Source organism: Nocardia sp. NPDC003999, from assembly GCF_053604885.1.
In genome coordinates this window covers 332,526-356,084 of the sequence record NZ_JBSGIB010000006.1, presented here as the reverse complement: position 1 = coordinate 356,084, position 23,559 = coordinate 332,526, and the positions used below count along the sequence as shown (strand labels likewise).

At 68.9% G+C, this 23,559-nt stretch carries 19 protein-coding genes (1 of these 19 cut by a window edge); 14 read left to right on the top strand and 5 right to left on the bottom strand.

Annotated elements, in window-relative coordinates; translation table 11 throughout:
• Positions 1-139: 139 nt before the first annotated feature.
• Complete coding sequence (locus ACWESM_RS16210) at positions 140-919, top strand: purine-nucleoside phosphorylase (RefSeq protein WP_355079110.1); 780 nt, start codon at positions 140-142, stop codon at positions 917-919.
• Positions 920-2,416: a phospho-sugar mutase gene (locus tag ACWESM_RS16205; RefSeq protein WP_452492339.1), complete on the top strand. Its 1,497-nt coding sequence runs from the start codon at positions 920-922 to the stop codon at positions 2,414-2,416.
• 11 nt (positions 2,417-2,427) lie between these two features.
• Here ACWESM_RS16205 and upp read toward each other — a convergent pair whose 3' ends face one another.
• Entirely contained in the window at positions 2,428-3,051 is a 624-nt protein-coding gene (gene upp, locus ACWESM_RS16200; RefSeq protein WP_355079106.1) for a uracil phosphoribosyltransferase, read from the bottom strand.
• 145 nt (positions 3,052-3,196) lie between these two features.
• Here upp and ACWESM_RS16195 point away from each other — a divergent pair, with 145 nt between their 5' ends.
• From ACWESM_RS16195 to ACWESM_RS16175, 5 genes are read left to right on the top strand one after another with little or no spacing between them, the layout of a single operon-like run.
• Entirely contained in the window at positions 3,197-3,517 is a 321-nt protein-coding gene (locus ACWESM_RS16195; RefSeq protein ID WP_355079104.1) for a hypothetical protein, read from the top strand.
• A gap of 4 nt (positions 3,518-3,521) precedes the next feature.
• Positions 3,522-4,634 (top strand): C40 family peptidase, encoded by a 1,113-nt coding sequence (locus ACWESM_RS16190; protein ID WP_452492337.1) that lies wholly within the window; start codon positions 3,522-3,524, stop codon positions 4,632-4,634.
• The gene (locus ACWESM_RS16185; RefSeq protein ID WP_067803443.1) at positions 4,631-4,972 is read left to right on the top strand and encodes a hypothetical protein; all 342 of its coding nucleotides are present in this window, start codon (positions 4,631-4,633) and stop codon (positions 4,970-4,972) included. The genes ACWESM_RS16190 and ACWESM_RS16185 overlap by 4 nt, the downstream gene beginning before the upstream one ends.
• A complete protein-coding gene (locus ACWESM_RS16180; RefSeq protein WP_355079100.1) occupies positions 4,969-5,316 on the top strand; it encodes a YbaB/EbfC family nucleoid-associated protein in 348 nt (115 codons plus the stop codon). Before ACWESM_RS16185 ends, ACWESM_RS16180 begins: the two co-directional genes overlap by 4 nt.
• Before the next feature lie 26 nt (positions 5,317-5,342).
• On the top strand, positions 5,343-6,599 hold the full coding sequence (locus ACWESM_RS16175) for a primosomal protein (protein WP_452492335.1): 1,257 nt from the start codon (positions 5,343-5,345) through the stop codon (positions 6,597-6,599).
• Here the strand turns inward: ACWESM_RS16175 and ACWESM_RS16170 are convergent, their stop codons facing one another.
• The 4 genes from ACWESM_RS16170 to ACWESM_RS16155 all read right to left on the bottom strand — a co-directional run bounded on the left by ACWESM_RS16170 (position 6,600) and on the right by ACWESM_RS16155 (position 10,749).
• Entirely contained in the window at positions 6,600-7,256 is a 657-nt protein-coding gene (locus ACWESM_RS16170; protein ID WP_364437749.1) for a hypothetical protein, read from the bottom strand. It lies immediately after the preceding gene.
• A gap of 107 nt (positions 7,257-7,363) precedes the next feature.
• Positions 7,364-8,461 (bottom strand): adenosine deaminase, encoded by a 1,098-nt coding sequence (locus ACWESM_RS16165; RefSeq protein ID WP_355079094.1) that lies wholly within the window; start codon positions 8,459-8,461, stop codon positions 7,364-7,366.
• A gap of 477 nt (positions 8,462-8,938) precedes the next feature.
• Entirely contained in the window at positions 8,939-10,228 is a 1,290-nt protein-coding gene (locus tag ACWESM_RS16160) for a thymidine phosphorylase (RefSeq protein WP_364437753.1), read from the bottom strand.
• A 119-nt stretch (positions 10,229-10,347) separates the two neighbouring features.
• Positions 10,348-10,749: a cytidine deaminase gene (locus ACWESM_RS16155; RefSeq protein WP_356964662.1), complete on the bottom strand. Its 402-nt coding sequence runs from the start codon at positions 10,747-10,749 to the stop codon at positions 10,348-10,350.
• Between the two features lie 276 nt (positions 10,750-11,025).
• On the opposite strand from ACWESM_RS16155, the gene sdhC reads away from it, so the two are divergent.
• The 7 genes from sdhC to ACWESM_RS16120 all read left to right on the top strand — a co-directional run.
• Entirely contained in the window at positions 11,026-11,424 is a 399-nt protein-coding gene (gene sdhC / locus ACWESM_RS16150) for a succinate dehydrogenase, cytochrome b556 subunit (RefSeq protein WP_083863252.1), read from the top strand.
• Between the two features lie 2 nt (positions 11,425-11,426).
• Positions 11,427-11,858, top strand: a complete 432-nt coding sequence (locus ACWESM_RS16145) for a succinate dehydrogenase hydrophobic membrane anchor subunit (RefSeq protein WP_039796191.1) — start codon at positions 11,427-11,429, stop codon at positions 11,856-11,858.
• Between the two features lie 16 nt (positions 11,859-11,874).
• A complete protein-coding gene (sdhA, locus tag ACWESM_RS16140) occupies positions 11,875-13,644 on the top strand; it encodes a succinate dehydrogenase flavoprotein subunit (RefSeq protein WP_355079085.1) in 1,770 nt (589 codons plus the stop codon).
• Positions 13,644-14,417 carry a succinate dehydrogenase iron-sulfur subunit gene (locus ACWESM_RS16135; RefSeq protein ID WP_355079083.1) on the top strand — a complete coding sequence of 258 codons (774 nt, stop codon included), beginning with the start codon at positions 13,644-13,646 and terminating at the stop codon, positions 14,415-14,417. Before sdhA ends, ACWESM_RS16135 begins: the two co-directional genes overlap by 1 nt.
• 351 nt (positions 14,418-14,768) lie before the next feature.
• On the top strand, positions 14,769-16,451 hold the full coding sequence (locus ACWESM_RS16130) for a hypothetical protein (protein WP_397282012.1): 1,683 nt from the start codon (positions 14,769-14,771) through the stop codon (positions 16,449-16,451).
• Positions 16,452-16,600: 149 nt separating this feature from the next.
• The gene (locus tag ACWESM_RS16125; protein ID WP_355079073.1) at positions 16,601-17,035 is read left to right on the top strand and encodes a YbaB/EbfC family nucleoid-associated protein; all 435 of its coding nucleotides are present in this window, start codon (positions 16,601-16,603) and stop codon (positions 17,033-17,035) included.
• 163 nt (positions 17,036-17,198) lie between these two features.
• Positions 17,199-23,559: the start of a sigma-70 family RNA polymerase sigma factor gene (locus tag ACWESM_RS16120; protein ID WP_452492332.1), read on the top strand. 38,150 nt of this gene lie beyond the right edge of the window; 6,361 of the gene's 44,511 nt are visible here — the first part of the coding sequence; it begins with the start codon at positions 17,199-17,201; its stop codon lies beyond the right edge, outside the window.

Sequence of the window (23,559 nt, the reverse complement as noted above, 5' to 3'; positions counted from 1 at the left end):
TGTTCCGTCCGGACCTGGAGAATCCGGGCCCGCGCCGCGTACGCGACGAAGGAGCAAGCGGCGGTCGCGCAAACGCGAGCCATAAGAGGGCCGCGAACACCCAGCGCCGCATGCGCTGAAATCCACTATCGTGACGATCATGCTTGCCGAACAGGCCGCCGAGGCGATCGCCGAACGTACGGGAGTGTCACGCCACCGGGTCGCGGTGGTGCTGGGGTCCGGCTGGCAGGACGCGGCAGCGGAGATCGGGGCGCCGCGGGCGTCGGTGTCGATGCCGGAGCTGCCCGGTTTCGGGAAGCCGACCGCGCAGGGCCATGTCGGCATGATCCATTCCGTCCAGGTGGACGACAACGCTGTGCTGCTGTTGATGGGACGCCAGCATCTCTACGAGGGGTATCAGCCCGCCGATGTGGTGCACCCGGTGTCGGCGGCCGTGGCCGCGGGCGCGGAGATCATCGTGCTGACCAACGCCGCGGGCGGTATCCGCTCGGGTCTCCGGGTGGGTGAGCCGGTGCTGATCAGCGACCATCTGAACTTGACCGGCCGCACGCCGCTGGCAGGCGCGACCTTCGTCGACCTGGTCGACGCCTGGGATCCGGAGTTGCGGGCGCTGGCCAGGGAGATCGACCCGAGCCTGGCCGAGGGCGTCTACGCGGGGCTCACCGGGCCGCAGTACGAGACGCCCGCCGAGATCAGGATGTTGCGCACCATCGGCGCTGATCTGGTCGGCATGTCCACCGTGCTCGAGGCCATCGCCTGCCGCGCGCTCGGTGCGCGGCTGCTGGGCATCTCGCTGGTCACCAATTTGGCCGCGGGGGTCACGGGCGCGCATCTGTCCCATGCCGAGGTGCTCGCCGAAGGCCACGCCGCCGCGCCCCGCCTCGGCAAACTGCTGCGCGGCGTGCTGGAACGGGTGTAGATGCTGCGCTTCGGCACGGCAGGCCTGCGCGGGCCGCTGCGCGACGGCCCCGACGGCATGAATGTCACCACGGTGAGCCGGGCGACCGCCGGCCTCGTGGCGTGGTTGCGTGATCGCTGCCTCGGGGGCGGCGCGGTGGTCGTCGGCCGCGACGCCAGGCATGGTTCCGCCGAGTTCGCCGCGGCGACCGCGGAGATCTTCGCCGCCGCGGGCTTCCCGGTGACGCTGCTGCCGCGTCCGCTGCCCACGCCTGTGGTCGCGTACGCGGTGCGTGAGTTGGGCGCGGTCGCGGGCGTGCAGATCACCGCCTCGCACAATCCGGCCACCGACAACGGCTACAAGGTCTACCTCGACGGCGGGTCGCAGTTGATCGCCCCGGCCGACGCCGAGATCGAGCGCTGCATCGAGGCGGTCGCCGAGCCGATCGACCGCGTGCCGGTCACTCCCGCCGACGACGACCTCGTGCGGCGTTATCTCCACCGCGTCGCCGGACTGCCCGCCCGGATCGGCGGATCCGGCGCGCGCGCCGGAATCCGGATCGCGCTCACTCCGCTGCACGGCGTCGGCGGCGAACTCGCTGTCGAAGCGCTCCGCGCGGCGGGTTTTCCCGATGTCCATGTGGTCGATGACCAGTTCCGGCCGGACCCCGACTTCCCCACCGTCGCGTTCCCGAACCCGGAGGAACCCGGCGCGACCGATCTGCTGCTCGCGACGGCGGCACGAGTCGGCGCCGACGTGGCGATCGCGCTCGATCCGGACGCCGACCGGTGCGCGGTCGGCGTCCCGCGGCCGGACGGTGGCTGGCGGATGCTGCGCGGCGACGAGACCGGCGTGCTCCTCGGCGACTGCGTGCTGCGCACCGCCCCGGATGATGCGCTGGTGGCGACGACCATCGTGTCCTCGCGGCTGCTGTCGAAGCTGGCGCCCGCGCGCGGCGGCCGCTACGCGGAAACGCTCACGGGATTCAAATGGCTGGCTCGGGCGGGCGACGGCTTGGTGTACGCCTACGAGGAGGCGATCGGCCACTGCGTCGACCCGGCAGCGGTCCGGGACAAGGACGGCATCTCCGCGGCCGTGCTGGCCGCCGACCTGGTGGCCCGGTTGAAGGCCGCGGGCCGCGACCTGAACGACGAACTCGACGACTACGCGGTGGAATTCGGCCTGCACGCGGGCGATCAGGTGTCGTTGCGACTCGCCTCGGCCGCGGCGGCCGCCGCCGCGGTCGAGCGGTTGCGGACGGATCCGCCGCACGAGATCGCGGGCGAGCCGGTGGAGTACACCGATCAGTTCCGCGTACGTGGCCGGATGCGCACCGACGCGCTGATCTTCCAGGGTGTTTCGTCCCGCGTGGTCGTGCGCCCTTCCGGCACCGAGCCGAAGCTCAAGTGCTATCTGGAGGTGGTCGAACCGGTCGGCTCGCGCGCCGATCTTCCGGCCGCGCGAGCCGCCGCACGCGAACGCCTCTCGGCGCTGCGCGACTTCTGCCGGAAATTCTGACCCGCAGAGATTCAGCGCGGGCCGAATTGCCTGTCGCCCGCGTCGCCGAGACCGGGCACGATATAGGCGTTCTCGTTCAGGCCCGCGTCGACGACGGCGGTGACCAGCCGCACCGGCAGACCCGAATCAGCCAGTGTCGCAATTCCTTCCGGAGCAGCGACGACGCACACCGCGGTGATGTCGGTGGCGCCGCGTGCCGCGAGCAGCTCCAGGGTGTGCCGCATCGAGCCGCCCGTGGCCAGCATCGGGTCGAGCACGAAGACCGGCAGCCCGGCCAGATCCGCGGGCAGTGATTCCATGTAGGGCACCGGCAGGTGCGTGTCCTCGTCGCGGGCGAGACCGACGAATCCGATTCTGGCGTCCGGGATCAGCTCGGCGGCCGCGTCGACCATGCCGAGTCCGGCGCGCAGCACCGGAACCAGCAGCGGCGGGTGGGCCAGCCGGACGCCTTCGGTGGGAGCGACCGGGGTGACGATCTCGAAGCGCTCCACCTCCGCGTCGCGCAGCGCCTCGTAGATCAGGATTCCGGTCAGATCACGCAGTGCGGCACGGAAAGCCGGATTCGGTGTTCGCTCGTCCCGCATGGTGGTGATCAGGGCGGCGACGAGTGGATGGTCCACGGTGTGGGTGCGCATGAGGGAACGATAAGGTCGGTCGCGGACGCCCCGCCGGACGCCACCGGACTTTTTTTCCGAAGCGGCGGAACCGAAACGGAACAGCGCGCGTCGAACCAAGTGGATGACGTACTCTGCCTGGGAACAACAGATGGGGGAAGCTCTGATGCGAAAGATGTCGGCGGACACCGAAGGCATCGCGGCCTACGGTGCGACCGCGCACGTCATGGCCGGTGAGATGGCGGCGGCGGGGGTGAGCGCGGCGGCGGCCGAGCCCGCGTTGCTCGGCCCGATCATGGGGTTGATCGGCGGTGACTTCATGGCGGCCTACGCCGCGGCGCACGCCGGGCACGTGGCCTCGATCGGGCAGCTGTCGGCGGTGCTGACCAGCATGGGCGGCGCGGCCACCGGGTCCGCGGCCGTCCTCACCGAAACCGACGCCGCCCACGCCGGAGCGCTGCGGAGCGCGGCCACCGAGCTGGAGTGAGCGCGTGATCGATGTCAACGCACTGGCCCAGCCGATCCTGGACCTGCTCGCCAGCTTCGGCAGCGGTGTGCTGCCCGCGGGCGGTCCCACCGACGCGCTGCGCAGCACCTCGACCGTGGTCGACCAGATCCATCAGATGGGCCGCGACAGCATCAACGAGATGAACGCCGCGTGGGACGGCCGCGCCGCCGACGCGGCCACCGCAAAAGCGCTGCGCGTGCAGACCACCGCCGCCACCATCTCCGATCGCGGCAACGACATGGCCACGGTCGTGAAGCAGGCCGCGGGCGAGGTCGAGACAGGTCAGAAGGAACTCACCGACATCGCGCAGTCGTTCGTGAACACCGCGGCGAGCATGGGTCCGGTCCTGGCGACGCCGGAGGGTCTGACGGTGCTCGTCGGCTCGGCGATCGACCACCTCAACCAGGCGCTCAACGTCGTCGGCCGGGTGCAGAACGAATTGCAGACGCACACCGCGTCGATGAACGACCTGACCCCGCCGCCGCCCACCACGTCGCTCGCCGGTGTGCCCGCCGCCGGCGTGCAGCAGGCAGCGTCCGCCGCGTCCGGCGTGCTCAACGGTGCGGGGTCGTTACTGAGCACCGTGATGGCCACACCGCTGCAGTCGCTGTCCTCGCGCAGTTCCAGTGGCACACCCGGCACGTCGTCGGGTACGCCCCGGCCGGACACCGGTTCGTCGGGGGCGCCCGACGACGGCAAGGGCGTGAAGATCACGCTGCCCGACGGCAGCGTCGTGGAGGCCCCCAACGAACAGGCCGCCACAGCGGTCCGGTCGGCGATCGGCGCCGTCGGCACGCCCTACGTCTGGGGCGGCAACAGCCCGGGCGCCGGATTGGACTGCAGCGGGCTCACCAAATACGCCTACGGCGAGGCGGGCGTCGACCTGCCCCGGCTCGCGGCCGACCAGGGCAACGGGGCCACACCGGTGTCGGCCGGTGACCTGATGCCAGGCGACCTCGCGATCTGGGACGGCCACGTGGCCATGGTGATCGGCAACGGGCAGTTCGTCGAGGCGGGTGACCCGGTCCAGATCAGCTCGATTCGAACGGAGAACTCAGGCATGGACTTCCACGGCTTCTACAGGCCGACGGCATGACCCGACCCCAAGTCCCGAATGTCACGGTCGCGGCCAGCAGCAACCGGTCGGGCACCATCTCGGTGCGCGCCACCGACCAGGGCATGCCGGTGGAGATCAAGTTCGAGCGCAGCGAATACCGCTACGGCGCACAGTCGCTCGCGAACGAGATCCTGCGGCTCACCCAGCGTTCCGCCATCGCGGCGCGGGCGCGGCGGCGCGAACTGCTCGCCGAGGCGGGCATGCCCTCGGACATCCTCGACCGGCTCGGCCTGCCCACCCGCCAGCAGGCGGTGGACGAGCTGGACCGGATCGACGACGCGGACACGGGACCGACGAGCTGGATGAGGCCGGTATGAGTGCGGAAATGGACGCCCTGGTCACGTCGGCCACCCAGAAACTGGAGGCGCTGGAAGCCGCGCTGTACGGACTGAAGCAGGTACGAGGGCGGTTCACCTCGGAGGACGGCGCGGTGAGCGTCGAGGTGAACAGCGATGGCGCGCTGGTCGGCCTGACCTTGGCGGAATCGGTCACCTCGCTGCCGCCCGCGGAGGTCGGACAGTTGATCGTCTGGGCGTGCAGACAGGCCGCCGAGGACGCCGGCGCACAGCGGTCCAAGGTCGTTGCGACACTGAACGAGTCGTTCGTCCCCGCGGCGGAGCCGCCCGCGGGGACGAATGGGGGCGGGCCGGATAGTGCCTGACGCGGAAGGTCGATAGGCTTCCGCACATGGCTTCTGGAGACATCGTCCCGATCGAGCTCGGCCTGACCGACGGCGATCTCGTCACCTTGTGGGCACCGCGCTGGCGAGACGGTGACGACGAGTGGGAGGCGTTCCTCGGTCACGAGGACGCCCTCTACGGTTTCGAGTCCGTGGCGGAGCTGGCCGCATTCATCCGCACCAACGCCGACAACGACCTGGTGGACCATCCGGCCTGGAAGGTCATCGCGGGTCTGTCGGCGGTCGAACTGGAGCCGGAGGAGAACTTCTCCTTCGACCTGGTCGCGGTGCCGGAGCTGGCGGCGGGCGAGCCCGACGTCGACACCGTCGCCGAGCTGGAGGACACGCTCGGCATGGTCCGCAACATCGGCGAGGTGTGCGAACTGGAGACGGTGACCAAGTTCTTCGGCTCGCATCCGGTGCTCGGCGCGCTGCCCGGCGGCGTGAGCGCGTTCGTCGGTCGCGACGGCGAGGAGCTGTGGGACCAGATCGGCGCGGCCATCGCCAAGGGCTGGGACGACGTTCTGGACGCCATCGACTCCGTGGTGCGGACGCCCGAGGTCGACGCCGAGGCGGTCGCGGTCGCCGAGGCCGAACTGCTGGCCGCCGAGGAGAACGTGGTCGACGCCGACGACGCGGCCGACAGCGACGAGGACGAGGAGTTCGAGCCCGTCGACCTCGACGAAGAGGAAGACGAGGACGAGGAAGACGAGGACGAGTCGTTCTGGCACGAGGTCGGCATCGACCCGGTCAAGATCATCACGTCCGAGGGCAGTGTCTTCACGCTGCGCTGTTACCTCGACGACGAGCCGATCTTCCTCGGCTCCAAGGGCTCGATCACCGTGTTCTCCTCCGAACGGGCGCTGGCCCGTTACCTCGCCGACGACCACGAGCACGATCTGTCCCGCGTGAGCACCTTCGCCGATGTGCAGACCGCGGCGGTGGACGGCTCGCTGGAGGTCGAGGTCACCGACGAGAACGTCTACGTGCTGCCCGGCTTGGCCGAGGACCTGGCCGAAGGCCCGGAGGCGGTCGACATCGAGCAGCTGGACCTGGCGGTCGAACTGTTCACCGACGCCGCCGACTACGCCGACGACGACACGGTGGAACAAGCCCTGGCCCAGTCCACCCCGCTGGGCTGGTATGTCTCCTACCTGCTGAACCCGGACCCCACCCGGCTGGCGCCCAACCCGCCGTTCGCCGCCGAGTCCCAGGCCTGGCGGGAACTGGAACGCAACCTGGAGTCCCGGCTCGACAAGCAGTAATCAGGTCAAGCGGATCCAGACCTGCTCGGCCTGCCCGAGCAGGCGTCCGTCGGCGCTGTAGACCGCGGTCGAGGCGAAGCATTTGCGGCCCTGCTCGCCGTGGAACTCGCCCACGACGACGCAGCGCTCGTCGACGTGCGGGATGCCGTGCACCGTGGCGGTCATCGAGCCGAGCAGCGCGGGACGTTCGAGCATGCCGGGCAGCGACCAGCCGCCAGGGCAGTCCATCGCGGCCCACAGCAGCGGCGGCCCCAGCGGCACGGTGGCGTCGGGCACCCACGGCGCGGCGACTCGGTTCTCATCGAGCCTGCCGGGTTCGATGCGCAGACCGTCCGCCCGGCAGCTGCCACAGACGAAGCAGGAAGCGAACATCTCGATGCTCGTGTAGCTGCGTGTCGCCTCCACCGCGTCGTCGAACGCGACATGACGCGGTGCGTCGCGTTCGAGTTCACCGCCCTTCGACTCGGCGATCAGCTTGTCCCCGTCGTAGAGCCGTTCGTCCCGCACGTCGAGCGGCGTCTCCAAGGGCGGCGGACTCCGCAGTACCACGGTGACGGCCGGCTCGGGGCGCCGGTCGGCGAGCAGACCGGCCACGTAACCACCGTTGCCGGAGTCGGGCGGTCCGTTGAACCGGCGGGGGATGCGCAAAGTCGCCATAGTCGCCACGCTAGCGAACCGGTTGCCGACTGCGGAACCTCGCTGCCGCGCGGTGATCCGGCGCCGCCTACCCTCGTGCGCGCCCGCAATCCGTCCTATGAACAGCGCTACCCGATGAGGACCGCGTATCCGGGCTTGATGATGTCGTCGATGATCCGCAACCGCTCGGGAAACGGGATGAACGCCGACTTCATGGCGTTGATGGTGAACCGTTCCAGGTCGCTCCAGCCGTAGCCGAACGTCTCGACCAGCTTGAGCATCTCCTGGCTCATGCTGGTATCGCTCATCAGCCGGTTGTCGGTGTTGACCGTGACGCGGAAACGCAGGCGGGCCAGCAGGTCGAAGGGGTGCTTGTCCAGCGAGGGCACCGCGCCGGTCTGCACGTTCGACGACGGACACAGCTCCAGCGGGATGCGCAGGTCGCGGACATAGTTGGCGACCAGCCCGAGCTGTGCGTCCTCGACCGCGCCGGGCACGGTGATGTCGTCGGTGATCCGCACGCCGTGGCCGAGCCGGTCGCAGCCGCAGAACGCGAGCGCCTCGTGGATGGACGGCAGACCGAAGGCCTCGCCCGCGTGGATGGTGAAGTGCGCGCTGTTGGCGCGCATGTATTCGAACGCGTCCAGGTGCCTGCTCGGCGGGTAACCGGCCTCCGCGCCGGCGATGTCGAAACCGCCCACTCCGCGATCGCGGAAGCGCACCGCCAGCTCCGCGATCTCCCGCGAGCGCGCGGCGTGCCGCATCGCCGTGAGCAGACAGGTCACCACGATCGGGTGCCCGTCCTCGGCGGCGGCCGCCTCGCCTTCGCGGAACCCGGTCAGCGTGTGCTCGACCACCTCGTCCAGCGTGAGACCGCGCTCCAAGTGTTGTTCGGGGGCGAAACGCACCTCCGCGTACACCACGCCGTCGGCGGCGAGGTCCTCGGCGCATTCGCGGGCGACCCGGCGCAGGCCCTCGGGGGTCTGCATCACGGCGACGGTGTGCGCGAAGGTCTCCAGGTACCGTTCCAGCGATCCGCTGTCGGCCGCGTCGCGGAACCAGGCCGCCAGCGACGCCTCGTCGTCGGCGGGTAGATCCTCGTAGCCGCACTGGGCGGCGAGGTCGAGCACCGTCGCGGGCCGCAGGCCACCGTCGAGGTGGTCGTGCAGCAGCGCTTTCGGCGCTTGGCGGATCGAGGCGAGGGTCAGAGGCATCGGTCCAGTCATGTATCGACGGTAGCCGCAGCGGGCCGAAACGGCAGCCGACTTCGGCCGTAACAACCATCTCGTTGCCCGCCGGATGCTGCCCGGTCCACAACCGGACACCGACCGGTTCTGCGTCACCCGCGCGTCACGTGTGCGGCCCACGACAGGCCGGAGTACCGCAGCCCCTCGGACCGGCCACCGACGCAGGGACCGTGGACCGCAAGCGCGTATGTGCGCTGATTCCGGATCGGGAGCCTGGTGATCCTCACCCCTTACAGAGGCCGAACGGTCGAGCCTCTTAGAGAGGCCGAACGGTCGAGTACGGCGGAGGCCCGGCCGGGACAGGACGTGTGGAGCAAGCAAGCAGGTGAGCCGCTGGACCGGTGTGGGCGCCGAGACGAGCATCGACATTCCCGCCGAGGTGCGACCCTGAGCCCACGAGACGGAACGACCCCTCGACCGCCCATTGGTCAGTCCCGAGGGGACACCGCGGACAGCTCAGGACGTGATCCGATCGAGAACCAGCTGGCCCGGAATGGGCACGGCATCGGTTCCGATGGTGACGGCGTCGCGCAGAGCTTCCATCGCGCCGGGGAACGCCTCGGGAGTATCGGTGTGCAGAGTGAGCAGCGGCTGTCCCGCTGTCACGGTATCGCCCGGCTTGGCGTGCATTTCGATGCCCGCGCCGAACTGAACAGGATCGCCCTGACGCGCCCGGCCCGCCCCCAGACGCCAGGCGGCGATGCCGACACCCAGCGCATCGAGCCTGGTCAGGACGCCGTCGGCGTCGCAGCGCACGGTCTCGGTGTGTTTCGCGGTGGGCAGCTTCGCGTCCGGGTCGCCGCCCTGGGCGCGAATCATCGTCCGCCAGTGATCCATCGCCCTGCCGTCGGCCAGCGCGTCCGCGGGGTCGGTGTCCAGCCCGGCCAGCGCGACCATCTCGCGAGCCAAGGCGATGGTCAGCTCGACGACGTCGGCGGGACCACCGCCCGCGAGCACCTCCACCGATTCGGCGACTTCCATGGCATTGCCCGCGGTGCGGCCGAGCGGGGTGTCCATGGCGGTGAGCAGCGCGACCGTCCGCACACCCGCGTCGTCGCCGAGTTCGACCATCGCGGTCGCCAGCTCGCGCGCCCCGGCGAGGGTCTTCAGGAACGCGCCGGAGCCGACCTTGACGTCCAGCAACAGCGCCGCGGTGCCCTCGGCGATCTTCTTGCTCATGATGGAGCTGGCGATCAGCGGGATCGATTCGACCGTGCCGGTGACGTCGCGCAAGGCGTAGAGCCGTCGGTCCGCGGGCGCGAGGTCGGCGCCTGCCGCGCAGATCACCGCGCCGATGGCCGGATCGGTCAGGAGATCTCGCATCCGCGACGCGGGCACGTCCGCCTGCCAGCCGGGGATGGATTCCAGCTTGTCCAGGGTGCCGCCGGTGTGACCGAGACCGCGCCCGGACAACTGCGGCACCGCCGCGCCGCACGCCGCGACCAGCGGCGCCAGCGGCAGCGTGATCTTGTCACCCACGCCGCCGGTCGAGTGCTTGTCCACGGTCGGGCGCGGCAGACCGGTGAGGTCCATGCGCCGCCCGGACGCGATCATCGCGGCGGTCCACCGCGCCGTCTCTCGCCGCGTCATCCCGCGCCAGACGATCGCCATGGCCAGCGCCGACATCTGCTCGTCGGCCACCGCGCCGCGGGTGAAGCCGTCGACCACCCAGTCGATCTGCGCGTCCGACAGCTCACCGCCGTCGCGCTTGGTCGTGATGATCGAAACCGCGTCCAGTGCCGTCACGGTCGACAGTTTGGCATGGGCCGACGCACACCCGGGTTCTCGCCGATGGGACGGAACCGCGCGCGCCGCCTCGGCTGTGCGCGCCGAGTCGAGGTCGTCCGCCGATTCACGGATCCGGCCTATACCTGCCCGGCGTCCAGGTCGTCCGGGCCGAACGCATCCGGCAACAGTGTGCGCAACGGCACCGGCCCGGCCTTGTGATCCACCAAGAGATCGCCTCCACCGTGCTCGTGGAGCAGTTGGCGGCAGCGCCCGCAGGGCATCAGGATTTCGCCGCGAGAATCGGTGACGGAGATGGCCCGAAGACGCCCCCCACCCCCCGAAATCAAGTTACCGATGAGTACACATTCGGCACACAGGCCCAAACCGTATGAGACATTTTCCACATTGCAACCGCTCACTGTTCGGCCATCGACACTGAGAGCCGCGGCGCCGACCGGAAACCGCGAGTACGGCGCATAGGCGTTGTGCATGACTTGAAAAGCGTTGTCGCGCAATAATTTCCAGTCGATTTCCGACACAGAGAACCCCTTCGGGACCGAGCCGATCACGGCCGCGCAAGGACCACGACGGAACCCCGCACCCATCAAGAAAGGTAAGCCTAACCCGATCCGGTGTCGCGCAACGCACGGTACGCCGAATTAGTTCCGGGATTGCTGGAGGATTAGAGTCCAGAACAGATCGGTTCAGGTTCCCTGCGACGGGCCGGAGTACAGCCACCTGGGCATTCGCCCGCCACGCCGTCGGCGTCGGATCTGAAACCGGGTCCATCAACGACGTTGGAGGCACCGCACTCTATGACCACGATTGAAGCTCCGGCCCAGCCGAAGCGGAAGACGCTGTACCGAGGCGACCCCGGAATGTGGTCGTGGGCGCTGCACCGGATCACCGGCGTCACCATCTTCTTCTTCCTCTTCGTCCACGTGCTGGACACCGCCCTGGTGCGCGTGAGCCCGGACACCTACAACGAAGCGATCGAGACCTACAAGACGCCCATCGTGGCGTTGATGGAGATGGGCCTGGTCGTCGTCGTCCTGTTCCACGCGCTCAACGGCGTCCGCGTGATCCTGGTGGACTTCTGGTCCAAGGGCCCGAAGTACCAGCGCCTGATGCTCTGGATCATTCTCGCGATCTGGTTCCTGCTGGCCGTTCCCGCGATCGGGCGCCAGTTCTTCTACCTGTTCACGGAGCACTGAAAATGAGCGCACCTGTCATCGGAAAGTCTTACGACCGTCCGGCCAGCCTGGACCTGCCGCGTTCGCCGCGCGCGCGCTCGAACAACAACTTCGAGAAGTACGCCTGGCTGTTCATGCGTTTCTCCGGCCTGCTGCTGATCGTGCTTGTACTCGGCCACATGGCGATCATGCTGCTGCTCGACGGCGGCGTGAAGCGACTCAACTTCGCCTTCGTCGCAGGCCGCTGGTCCAGCCCGTTCTGGCAGTTCTGGGACCTGACCATGCTGTGGCTGGCGCAGCTGCACGGCGGCAACGGCCTGCGCACGGTCATCGACGACTACTCCCGCAAGGACTCGACCCGCTTCTGGCTCAAGACCCTGCTGGCCGTCTCGATGATCCTGATCATGGGCGTGGGCACCTACGTCATCTTCACCTTCGACCCCAACATCAGTTAGGAACAGGCCCCCTCGCATGAGTGAATCTCGTCCTGTCCAGGAGCACCGCTACGACGTCGTCATCGTCGGCGCGGGCGGCGCGGGCATGCGCGCCGCGATCGAGGCCGGCCCGCGTGCTCGGACGGCGGTGCTGACCAAGCTGTACCCCACCCGTAGCCACACCGGCGCGGCCCAGGGCGGCATGTGCGCCGCGCTGGCCAACGTCGAAGAGGACAACTGGGAATGGCACACCTTCGACACCGTCAAGGGTGGTGACTACCTGGTCGACCAGGACGCCGCGGAGATCATGGCCAAAGAGGCCATCGACGCGGTGCTCGACCTCGAGAAGATGGGCCTGCCGTTCAACCGGACGCCCGAGGGCAAGATCGACCAGCGGCGCTTCGGCGGGCACACTCGCGATCACGGCAAGGCCCCGGTTCGCCGCGCGTGCTACGCCGCCGACCGCACCGGCCACATGATCCTGCAGACGCTGTACCAGAACTGCGTCAAGCACGACGTGGAGTTCTTCAACGAGTTCTACGTGCTGGACCTGGTGCTCACCGACACCGATCGCGGCCCGGTCGCGACCGGCGTGGTCGCCTACGAGCTGGCCACCGGCGACATCCACGTCTTCCACGCCAAGTCGATCGTGTTCGCCACCGGCGGTTCGGGCCGGATGTACAAGACCACCTCGAACGCGCACACCCTGACCGGCGACGGCATGGCGATCGTGTTCCGCAAGGGCCTGCCGCTGGAGGACATGGAGTTCCACCAGTTCCACCCGACGGGCCTGGCCGGACTCGGCATCCTGATCTCCGAGGCCGTCCGCGGCGAGGGCGGCATCCTGCGCAACGCCGACGGCGAGCGGTTCATGGAGCGCTACGCCCCCACCATCAAGGACCTCGCGCCGCGTGACATCGTCGCCCGCTCGATGGTGCTCGAGGTGCTGGAGGGTCGCGGCGCGGGCCCGAACAAGGACTACGTCTACATCGACGTGACCCACCTCGGCGAGGACGTGCTCGAGGAGAAGCTGCCCGACATCACCGAGTTCTCCCGTACCTACCTGGGTGTGGACCCGGTGAAGGAACTGGTGCCGGTGTTCCCGACCTGTCACTACGTGATGGGCGGCATCCCGACCCGCATCCGCGGCGAGGTGCTGCGCAACAACAGCGACGTCGTCCCCGGCCTCTACGCCGCGGGCGAGTGCGCGTGCGTCTCGGTGCACGGCGCCAACCGTCTGGGCACCAACTCGCTGCTGGACATCAACGTGTTCGGCCGCCGCGCCGGCATCGCCGCCGCGGAGCACGCGCAGCGCAGCGAGTTCGTCGAGCTGCCGGAGAACCCGGCGCAGATGGTGCAGGACTGGCTGACCCAGCTGCTGAGCGAGCACGGCGACGAGCGGGTCGCCGACATCCGCACCGAGCTGCAGCGGTCGATGGACAACAACGCCTCGGTGTTCCGCACCGAGGACACGCTCAAGCAGGCGCTCACCGACATCCACGCGCTCAAGGAGCGTTACGCGCGGATCACCGTGCAGGACAAGGGCAAGCGCTACAACAGCGACCTGCTCGAGGCCGTCGAGCTCGGCTTCCTGCTCGAGCTGGCCGAGGTCACCGTGGTCGGCGCGCTGAACCGGAAGGAATCGCGCGGCGGCCACGCCCGCGAGGACTACCCGGACCGCGACGACGTGAACTTCATGCGCCACACGATGGCCTACAAGGAGGGCTCGGAGCTCCTTTCGGACATCCGCCTGGACTTCAAGCCGGTGGTGCAGACCCGTTACGAGCCGATGGAGCGTAAGTACTGATGACTGCTGTTGCCGAAGCACCCTCTTCGCAGACGCCCGCTCCGGTCCCCGAGGGCTCCGTGATGATCACCGTCAAGGTGGCCCGGTTCAATCCGGAGGACGACAAGGGCGCGCACTGGGAGTCCTTCCAGGTGCCCGCGCTGCCGACCGACCGCTTCCTGAACCTGCTGATCTACATCAAGTCCTACTTGGACGGCACGCTCACCTTCCGCCGGTCCTGCGCGCACGGCGTCTGCGGTTCCGACGCCATGCGGATCAACGGCGTCAACCGGCTGGCCTGCAAGGTGCTGATGAAGGACATGCTGCCCAAGAACGGCAAGTCGATCACCGTCACCGTCGAGCCGATCCGCGGCCTGCCCGTGGAGAAGGACCTCGTGGTGAACATGGAGCCGTTCTTCGACGCGTTCCGCGCGGTGAAGCCCTACCTGATCACCTCGGGCAACGAGCCCACCCGCGAACGCATCCAGAGCCAGGCCGACCGCGCCCGGTTCGACGACACCACCAAGTGCATCCTGTGCGCCTGCTGCACCACCTCATGCCCCGTGTACTGGAGCGACGGCAGCTACTTCGGCCCGGCCGCGATCGTGAACGCCCACCGCTTCATCTTCGACAGCCGCGACGAAGCCGCCCGCGAACGCCTCGACATCCTCAACGACGTCGAAGGCGTCTGGCGCTGCCGCACCACCTTCAACTGCACCGACGCCTGCCCCCGCGGCATCGAGGTCACCAAGGCGATCCAGGAAGTCAAGCGAGCCTTGCTCTTCACCCGCTGACCCCAGGCACCGAACAACGAAGGCCGCCACCATCCCACAGATGGTGGCGGCTTTCGCCATTCGCGACCACAGCAGAGCAGTCAGCAGTAGATCGACAGCGCAGCAGCACCCACCCAAGGGAGTGCTACAACCTTGTGGTCTCGAACCGGCCGGTCCCAACGAGCTAGCCAGCCCGGGGCATAACGTCGGCCCGGGCAAGCGGCCACCACGTTCCCGCCGACGGGAACACCAGCGACCGTCGCTTATGCTTCGGCTCGGGTCGGCCCAGCGCGTGGCGGTTCGCCGATGCGCGACGTCCCGTTCAGCAGCCGAAGACGGCCGGGCCGTCTCGATATCGACCTAGGGGATCGCGTGGCCGAATCACTGTCGGTCGACCTCGCCCAGCTGCGCGAATCGGCGGCGGAGTTGCGGCAGGCGGCCGAGGACGCCGAACGGGTGGCGAACGAGCTGAAGGCGGCACTCGCCGACGAGGGTGAGTTCTGGGGTGACGACGAAGCCGGCGAGACGTTCGCCCACACCTACAAGCCCGGTGCCGACCGTACGTTGGAGGGGTTCGACGACCTCGTCGCGGACATACGGGCGATGAGTTCCGCGATGAAGGATGCGGCCGATGCGTTCGAGGACCGGGACCACGACGGCAGGCGGAACATCCGAAACTCGGCCGACGATGGCATCCCGTACACGAACGCACCGAGCCAGAACCGGTCGGCAGGACCCATTCCGCAGACGACGTCTAGCGAATCTCTCAGTCCCACAGACGATTCCGTACGGTCGCCGGGCACGTTCGATCGCACGGCGAACGGAGACTCCGCCCGCCCGCAGCCGGACACCCCGAACGACCGCGTCGATACACAGCAACCACCGACATCCGGCCAGCAACCCCCGACACCCGGTCAGCAGCCCGCGAATCCTGGCCAGCAGCCCGCAGAGTCCGGACAGCAACCTCCGGAATCCGGACAGCAGGACGATTCGACGACCAATCCTCCAGAAACCGAATCGCAGGACAAATCCGGTGACCAACCCCCGGCGGCCGAGACCGGATCGCCGACGACGCCCGGTAACGGCGCAGAGCGGCAGGGAGCGCCGGCGGATACACCGACGAGGCAGCAGGCGGGTCCACAGACGATGCCGGGCGGCCGCAAGGACGCCGGCAAGCCGCCGGCGGGTACGCCGTGGACGCGGAACGGGTCGGGCACCCCTTGGGCAAAGGCTCCGAGCCCCTCGGCCGCGCCGGCGAACGAAACCCCGCCTCGGATATCTCCTCCGCGCACCCCGCACCGCCCGCCCGCGGGCAAGAAGCCGGAGCCGGCTCGTCTCGGGCGGAAGCGGGCCCCGAAACCCGCAGGCGTGCGGGCTCACCGAGCAACCGATGCCGAGGCCATGCGGATCGCTCGGGAGATGGCCGCTCGGCACAACATCGAAATCGTCGGATTCGACGCGGCGGGTATCGCCGCGGCAACGGTCCAGGACATCGCCGATGCTGTCGACACCGTCCTCCCGCGGATGCCGGTCGTGCTGCGCGGAGTCGAGATCCGGGATGTGACGGATTCGCTGTCTTCCGTCGAGGATCGCAGCACGGCAAAGCGATCCGGTGAGGTGGCGCCGTGGATCGTACTGGCTCACGCTGCTGTGATCGATCCTCGGACGTTGGCCGGCCGTTCCCGGGCGACGACCCGATCCGGTCCTCCACGGCGACCGATGTATGCCGCGATCCTGCGGGAACTCGGCGCCGCGATCGACCTCATCGGCGGGTTCCGGGCGCACAAGGAGGCGCAACGCGCGCTCATCACCGAATACGTGCGGATCGACGACCCCCGAGGCCAGACGCTGAGCCGGGTGGTCGCCGGCTACAAGCGGTGGCGGGCGCAGCTCGGCGACGACTGTTTCGAGCAGGGTCTATTCGTTCCGGGCAGGGCGCTGGCCGAGGGATTCGCCGCGGTCGAATCGAGTGACGACGAGGCCAACGGCCCGCAGAAGGTGCTGGGTCGGCTGCTGGTGACGATGTCGCGTGCGGCGGTGCCGGACCGGCGATGAGACCCGCCTCGGCCCGGGCGGACGGCGTCTGGTTCTTTCTCCCTTCCCACCAGCGGTGAACCACGCACCTGTCGGTCATCATTATGGGCACGTTCGGAGGTCCGCGGTCGTCGCTGTCCGCTGAGGAATTCGAGTCGGAAGGTCGTGGCATGGATCGATGGGAGCGCGAAGGCCTGCGCTCGGCCAACAACGGCATGCGCAACCAGCTCGAACATCTCCTCGACTCCTTCGAACGTCAGCAGGGTCGGCTCGCCGATGTGTTCCGAGAACTGGAGAATGCTCGCACGCAGGCGAGTTCTCCCGACCAATCGGTAGAGGTGACGGTGGACGCCGCCGGCGTGCTGACGGACCTGCGCCTCACGGCCGCGGCGATGCGCCAGACACCGGAGCAGTTGAGCAGGGCGATCGTGGAGGTCACCCTGGCCGCGGCGCACCGGGCGAAGCAGCAGGCCGAGGCGCTCGCCGCACCCATCGACGACGACCTCGACGACCTGCCCGACCTGCCCGATATCTCCCCGGGCGCCCCCAGCCTCAACGAGATTCGCGCTTTCTTCCGCAGGGACAACGAAGGTTCCCCGAGATAATACGGGGCCGCGTAGTGCAGATGATGCTGCGTACCTGCCGACGACCGGAGAGGAACCTCCCGCAGGCGGAAGGACACGGGATTCGGGTGCGACCGTGCGATGGCGGCGGCAGTAGCGTTCCCGGAGCCGCTTGCCGGACACGCATCGATGAACGCGTGCCCACATGACGCTGCGGTTGCCGGCCTGGCTCCCCCCGGTCGTAGTGATGTGTGTCGCCGGGCACTTCCCTCTGGGCGACGAGGACGCGGAACGACGCGCCGCCGACGCTTGGTCGGATAAGGCCGAATGGTGTCGTGAGCAGGCTGAATACCACGAAGCCAAGGCAAAGCCGCCCGAGGGCTCACACGGCGAGACCGTCGCCGCGATCGCCGACAAGCACCGGCGCGCGGCCGAGCGCTTCCGACAGCAGGCCACCAATTGCGACAGCCTCGCCAGACAGCTCTACGAGAGCGCCAACGCCACCGAGCTGCAGAAGATGGTCATCATCAGCATGGCCGTGATCCTGGCCATCCAGCTGGCCCGGTGCGCCCTGATGTTCGCGGCCGGTGGTCCGATCCAGGCCGCCATTGCACAGATGGCGACCCGGACCGCGGCGCAGCGCGCGTGGATGAGGTTCGTGGCGTTCCTTTCCGGACGCGGTGCGGAACTGGCGGCGGAACGCGGCTCGATGGTGCTGCTGCGCAACGGAGTCGTGATGGGAGTAGCGCTGGGCGGCGGCACCCAAGCCGGCGCCCAGGCGATCCAGGTTGCCAAGGGCGACCGCGAACAGATGGATTGGAAATCCATCGGCGTGGCAACGGCCGCCGGCGGTGTCGGTGGCGCCCTCGGCATGCTGTTCGGACTCTGGGCGGGGCCGAAGGTCGCCACCATCGGCGCGAACGCCAACAGCACCGCGGGGCGGGTGGCCCTGCAGCTCGCCGGCACCACCATGGTCGGCGCCGGAGCCGGAGCCGTCGGCGCTCTCGGCGGCACCGCCGTCTCGCTTGTGCTGTCCGACCAGCCGTTCAGCCGCAAGGCCTTCACCGAGGGCCTGATCCCCGGTATGGGTAGCGGATTTATCGGCGCGGCAGCCTTCGCGGCACAGGGGATGCGCAGCCGGGCACCACTTCCCGACACGACTGCCGACCCCGCTGCCGCACCGGAGGTCACCAGGGCCGAGCCGTCGCCTGGTTCGCTCGTCGACGCACTGCGCTCGCATGGCATCGTCACCGCTGACTTCGATCCGAACAACCCCTCCCACACCCATCAGCAACAACAGATCGACAATCTTGTGGCGCTGCTGCGCCAAGCCGGGGCAACCGCGGACGCACCAGCCCGTCCCACACTCCCGTTGAACAATGCCGACTGGCAGCCCGCGAATGTGCCGAATGTGTCGCCCGACAACCTCAACCCGGTCAAGTCTGTCAAGCCGCCCTCCGACGCTGTTGCCACACCTGCTGATCCGGCCCCCGCAGGGACAACGCCGAAAGCTGACGGAGGCAATCCACAACCCGATGTGTCGCCGCCGAAAGAGTACAAGCCGCGTCCGGAGCAGCCGTTCTCCGTGCCGAACAACAGCATGGACTGGGAAGCACCCGCGGGCATGCCCGGCGCCCTGATCGACAACGTCAATCCCGTCAAGACCGTCACCTTCCCCGCGGCCGCCATCGCGTCCACCATCAACCCGGTCGGCGTGCCGAGCATCGGGACGGATCCGACATCGGCGGAGGCGCCCGGGTCACGGAACGCTCCCGCCGCACGACCGGATTCCGACACCGTGGGCGCCGCTGAAGCTCCTGTCGACGGGGAACTGCCTCCAGCACCGCACGACTCGAATAACAGCACCGCCGAGAACGCGGGCACAGCACGGCAGACCACCGAACATGATCGCCCTGCAGCCGGGCCGGACCACTCGGGGCGACCACACCCCGCGGACACCGGCGAAGACAGTGCTCGACCGGCAGACGTCGCGCCCGGGTCGGCTCACGGCAACCGGGTCGGCTCCGAGAAATCGCCGGCGGCACCGCATTCGCCGGAGCACGCCGCGGTGCCGGACAACGCCGCCGCCACGGCCCGACCGCATCCCGGCGGCCGGGACACGGCGGGCGAGGGGCCGGCCGGGAGAGGCCGCGCCGTCGCGGATGCCCGAGGCGACGATCCGGCGGGCGAGGGGCCGGCCGGGAGAGGCCGCGCCGTCGCGGATGCCCGAGGCGACGATCCGGCGGCCGGGCCATCGTCATCGGCACGGCAACGAGGTGTCGCAGCGGACGAGGAAGCCGCTCCGCGCACCGTCACGGCCGACCCGCACGACGCATCGGCGCAACAGAGCACGACCGTGCCTGCGACCGAGCGCCGAGGGGCACAACGGGTTCCTGGCGTGGCCACCGATCCCGAGCCGGCCGTGCCCGAGCTGGTACCGGCGGCGCACAAGGAATCGGCCGACGGCCTGTCTTCGGACCACGACGTGTCCCCGAGTATGACGATCACCATCGACCAGTCGCCCGCTCCACAACGCGGTGATTCCGGTCCGCGCTCCCCCGGCGGGGACAGGTTCGTGGACGCGGGCGGGCAGCAGCGGCAGACCGCGCAGCCGTTGGGCGGCCCGGCGCGACCTGCCGCAGGCGCCCAGCCCGGCACACCCGCTGCCGGTTCGCCGGGTGCTGCCGGAGGCAATCGGCCGCCACGTGTGTCGGCCCCGAAGGCTGCTGCCGCGGAGCGCCCTCCCGCCGTCGAACCGGTCCGAGGAGCGCGCGGGCCGGCCGAGGACGGCCATGCCCCCTCAGGGTCGGCAACCGCTCACGCCACCGACAATGACAACCGGAACACACCACCCTCGGCCGCCGAACCGGAGTCGGAGCACGGTCGCACGGCTGACGGCACCACAGGCGACGAGACCGCGCGAGCCACGCATCCGGACGAGGCGAACGCACCGGAGCACGCACTCCCGGCCGACGACAGCGCGAAAGGGCAACAGGCCAAAGGTCATCCCGATGTAGTCGACGAGGCGGGACCATCGAAACCGAAGCCCGGCGAGTCCGATACCAGCGGAGACGATATCCCCGGCGGTCGAGCGGCCGACGACAGTGCGAGTGAGCAGCAAGCGAAGACTGGATCCGATATCCCCGACGACACGGAGGCGCCACCACCCGAGTCCGAATCCGCTCGCGCACAGGGAGATTCGGATGCTCCGCCCACCGCTCGCAACGAAGACCCTGCCGCGGACGCGCGTGCGAGGGCGAGAGCCGAGGTAGAGCAGCGTAATGCGGCCGAGCGGCAGCAGAACGAGCTGGTGCGCGAACACCACCGGCAGCGTGTCGAAGTGGCGGCCGAGCGCGAGCGGGCCGCCCATGCCGAGCTGCAACGGCAGGAGAAGGCCGTACGGGTGGCGGAGCAGCATGAGCGGGCCACCGGCGTCGGCTTCGGCGACGAGATACGCGATCTGTTCGGGCGGGGCACGGCGGAGGATCGAGTGGCCGTCGAAGCCGCGCGGGCCGCTCAGGAACAACTCCGCCAGGCTCGGGCGAGGTTGGCCGAGTGCCGGGATGCGTACGAGGCGGCGGTAGCCCAGCATGACGCCGCAGCTCATGCCAGAGCCCGTGACCTCGTCGAAATCTCGGACAACGCGGGCGTTTCGCTGATGAACGACTACAAGGCTGGGGTGCTCACCGATCGCGACGCTGTGTTCGACGTCGTTGCGCAGGAGCGAGTTCGCGCGGCCTTGGATGCCGGTCGCGCCAACGGGGCGTTGCGAGAGCCGGGCAGCACGGCTGACGGTACGAGCCCGATGGCGAACGCCGCACCGGAGTCGTTGATCGACGCGATGGTGCGGGGATCCATCGAGGAGCGCATCGCGGCGATGACCGAGTGGATTCGCCGGGGCGACGACCGGCATCGGCTGGTGCGAGAGACACAGGTTGCAGCGTTTCTGCTGCTGAAGCACGGCCCGGTCGATATGAAGACAGGCGAGGGCAAGACCATCGTGATGACGATGAAGAAGCTGGCCGATGCCATCGATCACGGCACCGCACATGCATGGACCAGCAGTGACCTGCTCGCCGGTGAGCTGGCCGCTGAGTTCGAGGCGTTCGTGGCGCGGCCGGAGGCGGATATCGGGATCGATGTGGTCCGGATGGATCAGGACGGTCCGTTGCCGGATCCGGTGCCCGGCCGTAGCCGGATCATCGTGGGCACGAAGGAGGACTACCTGTTCCGGGCGTTGAAGGTCGCGGATTCGATGATGAACGAGCTCGCGGCCAGTGGCATGTCGCCCCAAGAGGTGACGGCACTGCGGGACTTCCTCAACACGAAACCGTCGATCGATCTGATCAAGGAGAGGCTGGATGCCGCGGCATCCGACCACGGCCTGGACCTCCGGTACGACCCTTTCCCGGCGGGCAAGCTCACCATCGACGAATTCGACACCATCTTCGACGGCAACTCCGAATGCGTACTTTCCCCCGGGGCGGCGGAGGAGGCCCCACCCGAGGTGGTCGCCGAACTGCAGGGGATCTGGGATCGGCTGACGACAGCAGAGCGCGAACACGGCTTGACGGCAGCGGATTTCAAGAGGCCGGAGAACACCCGGGGAATGTGGGCCGCGGAAACGACCCCGGCAGCGGTCGCCAAGCTGGAGAGGGTGGCGGGTGGACCGGTCACCGCCTCGGAGCTGAAGCTGTACGCCGATGCCGCCAACGCCCGCTGGGGGCTGGAGAAGGGCACGCACTACATCACCCGGGCGGACGAAGGCGAGGGCGCGAAGATCGGCATCCTCGCTCACGAAACCAACGACAAGGCGATGTGGGACAGGACGAAGTCGACCGAGGTGCGCTGGCAGGACGTCGGTCAGTTCGTCGACCTCAAGGAAGGGCTGCCGGTCCGGGCGAATCAGGAACATTCGCTGCGCATGTCGGATCAGCAGTTGATCGGCAGCAAATTGCTGTTCGAGCCGTCTGGTTTGTCCGGGACCATGAAGGGCGTCGAGGGCATCACCTACGACCTGTACGGCGTGGGGCCGGTGCCGGAGCTTCCGACATTCTATACATCGCAACGGGTCGTGGAACCGCCGAAGTTCTACGAGAACACGCATTCGAAACTTACTCAGCTGGCCCGCGACATCGTCAGGGACGCACATGTTGTCGACGGGGAGCAAACGGGCCGTGCGCAGTGGGTCGTGTGCATGGACAACGGCGAAATCCGGGGCGACCCGGATGCCGGGCGGATCGGACTGATCGACCTGCTCCGCACAGCGGCGAAGGAAGAACACGGCGAGGCATTCGAGCTGAAGTTCGAGGTGGTCGATGCGGATTTCTACGCCGAGCACGGCGGTAGCAATGCCGACGCCGAGGCCCTGGTCAGGCAGAAGATCGAGGAATTCGGGGACAAGGGCACCATCTATATCACCAACAAGGACGGAGGCCGCGGCGCCGACCCGACACCGTCGCAGGAGGTGATCGATCTCGGCGGTGTCGACGTCAAGGTCAGCGGCGGGCCGTCGTACTCCGAGCGGGTGAACGACCAGGTCGACGGTCGTGGCGCCCGTGGCGGATCCGGCGACGACCGGGAGCACGGTGGCACCCCGGGTTCGGCGGTGCACTACGTCTCCCCCGAGGACTTTCTCGGCAGGGTCACCGACCACGGCGTCACGCAGCAGGTCGTCCAGTACACGGAAGCCGTCAAGGCCCACCGGGCCGCCCAGGAACAGCACGAAGCCCTCAACACCGAGGCGACGCGCATCGAACTGAACAGGACCGAAACGGCGCTGCGAAACGCAGAGTCCGACCTGTGGAAGCATGCCGTCCCGGCGATGAAGGACGCCGTCGAGCAGAATCAGCTCGCCTCCAAGTACGCGAGCGCCAACCAAGCCAACGCCCCACCCACGGACGCACATGGCACCGCGACCCAGCAACCCCAGCAACCCCCTCCCCGATCCGCGGGGACCGCGGCTCCGCATGCGACCGGTCCAGATGCGACCTCGCACGCGCCTGCCGCCACCCACAACGGCACCCCCGTCCCGACCGCCGCAGGCCTCGCCGCCGGGGCAGCATCCAACCTGGCTTCCGGTAACCCACCGGTCGCAGCCAACCTGCGTGACGAGCACGGCGACAGCACCCTCCGCCACCTCCTGCGGGTGCTGGACGCACCCGGCGGACAGGCGGCCGCACCGTTGCTGCCGGTCGCGCAGGCCGTCCGCGACGCGACATTCGATCAGGTCGAGTCGCACGGGATCCCCATCGGCACCGACGTCGCCGACCACGTGCGCGAGACCGCACGAAATCTTTTGCACACCAGCCTGAATCAACTCGATCCGGCGCAGCGTCAACTCGTCACCGACGCCGGGACGGTGCTGCAGCAAGGACACCGGCTCGAGGACGCGCACACCGCAGCCGTCGCCCAGTTGATTGCGCAGGTGCCGACCGCCCAGCCGGAACTGGCGGCCGCTGCGGGCACCACCGTCCCGTTCGACCAGCTGCCTACCGGCGACCGCACCGAGACACTGCAGCGGGCGCAGCAGGGCGATCGGTCCGCCGCGCAGGCCTTGGACCGCC

Coding starts and splice junctions, on each gene's coding strand:
- ACWESM_RS16210 (WP_355079110.1), top strand. CDS start 140: ATGCTTGCCGAACAGGCCGCCGAGGCGATCGCCGAACGTACGGGAGTG.
- ACWESM_RS16205 (WP_452492339.1), top strand. CDS start 920: ATGCTGCGCTTCGGCACGGCAGGCCTGCGCGGGCCGCTGCGCGACGGC.
- upp (WP_355079106.1), bottom strand. CDS start 3,051: ATGCGCACCCACACCGTGGACCATCCACTCGTCGCCGCCCTGATCACC.
- ACWESM_RS16195 (WP_355079104.1), top strand. CDS start 3,197: ATGCGAAAGATGTCGGCGGACACCGAAGGCATCGCGGCCTACGGTGCG.
- ACWESM_RS16185 (WP_067803443.1), top strand. CDS start 4,631: ATGACCCGACCCCAAGTCCCGAATGTCACGGTCGCGGCCAGCAGCAAC.
- ACWESM_RS16180 (WP_355079100.1), top strand. CDS start 4,969: ATGAGTGCGGAAATGGACGCCCTGGTCACGTCGGCCACCCAGAAACTG.
- ACWESM_RS16175 (WP_452492335.1), top strand. CDS start 5,343: ATGGCTTCTGGAGACATCGTCCCGATCGAGCTCGGCCTGACCGACGGC.
- ACWESM_RS16170 (WP_364437749.1), bottom strand. CDS start 7,256: ATGGCGACTTTGCGCATCCCCCGCCGGTTCAACGGACCGCCCGACTCC.
- ACWESM_RS16165 (WP_355079094.1), bottom strand. CDS start 8,461: ATGACTGGACCGATGCCTCTGACCCTCGCCTCGATCCGCCAAGCGCCG.
- sdhC (WP_083863252.1), top strand. CDS start 11,026: ATGACCACGATTGAAGCTCCGGCCCAGCCGAAGCGGAAGACGCTGTAC.
- ACWESM_RS16145 (WP_039796191.1), top strand. CDS start 11,427: ATGAGCGCACCTGTCATCGGAAAGTCTTACGACCGTCCGGCCAGCCTG.
- sdhA (WP_355079085.1), top strand. CDS start 11,875: ATGAGTGAATCTCGTCCTGTCCAGGAGCACCGCTACGACGTCGTCATC.
- ACWESM_RS16135 (WP_355079083.1), top strand. CDS start 13,644: ATGACTGCTGTTGCCGAAGCACCCTCTTCGCAGACGCCCGCTCCGGTC.
- ACWESM_RS16125 (WP_355079073.1), top strand. CDS start 16,601: ATGGATCGATGGGAGCGCGAAGGCCTGCGCTCGGCCAACAACGGCATG.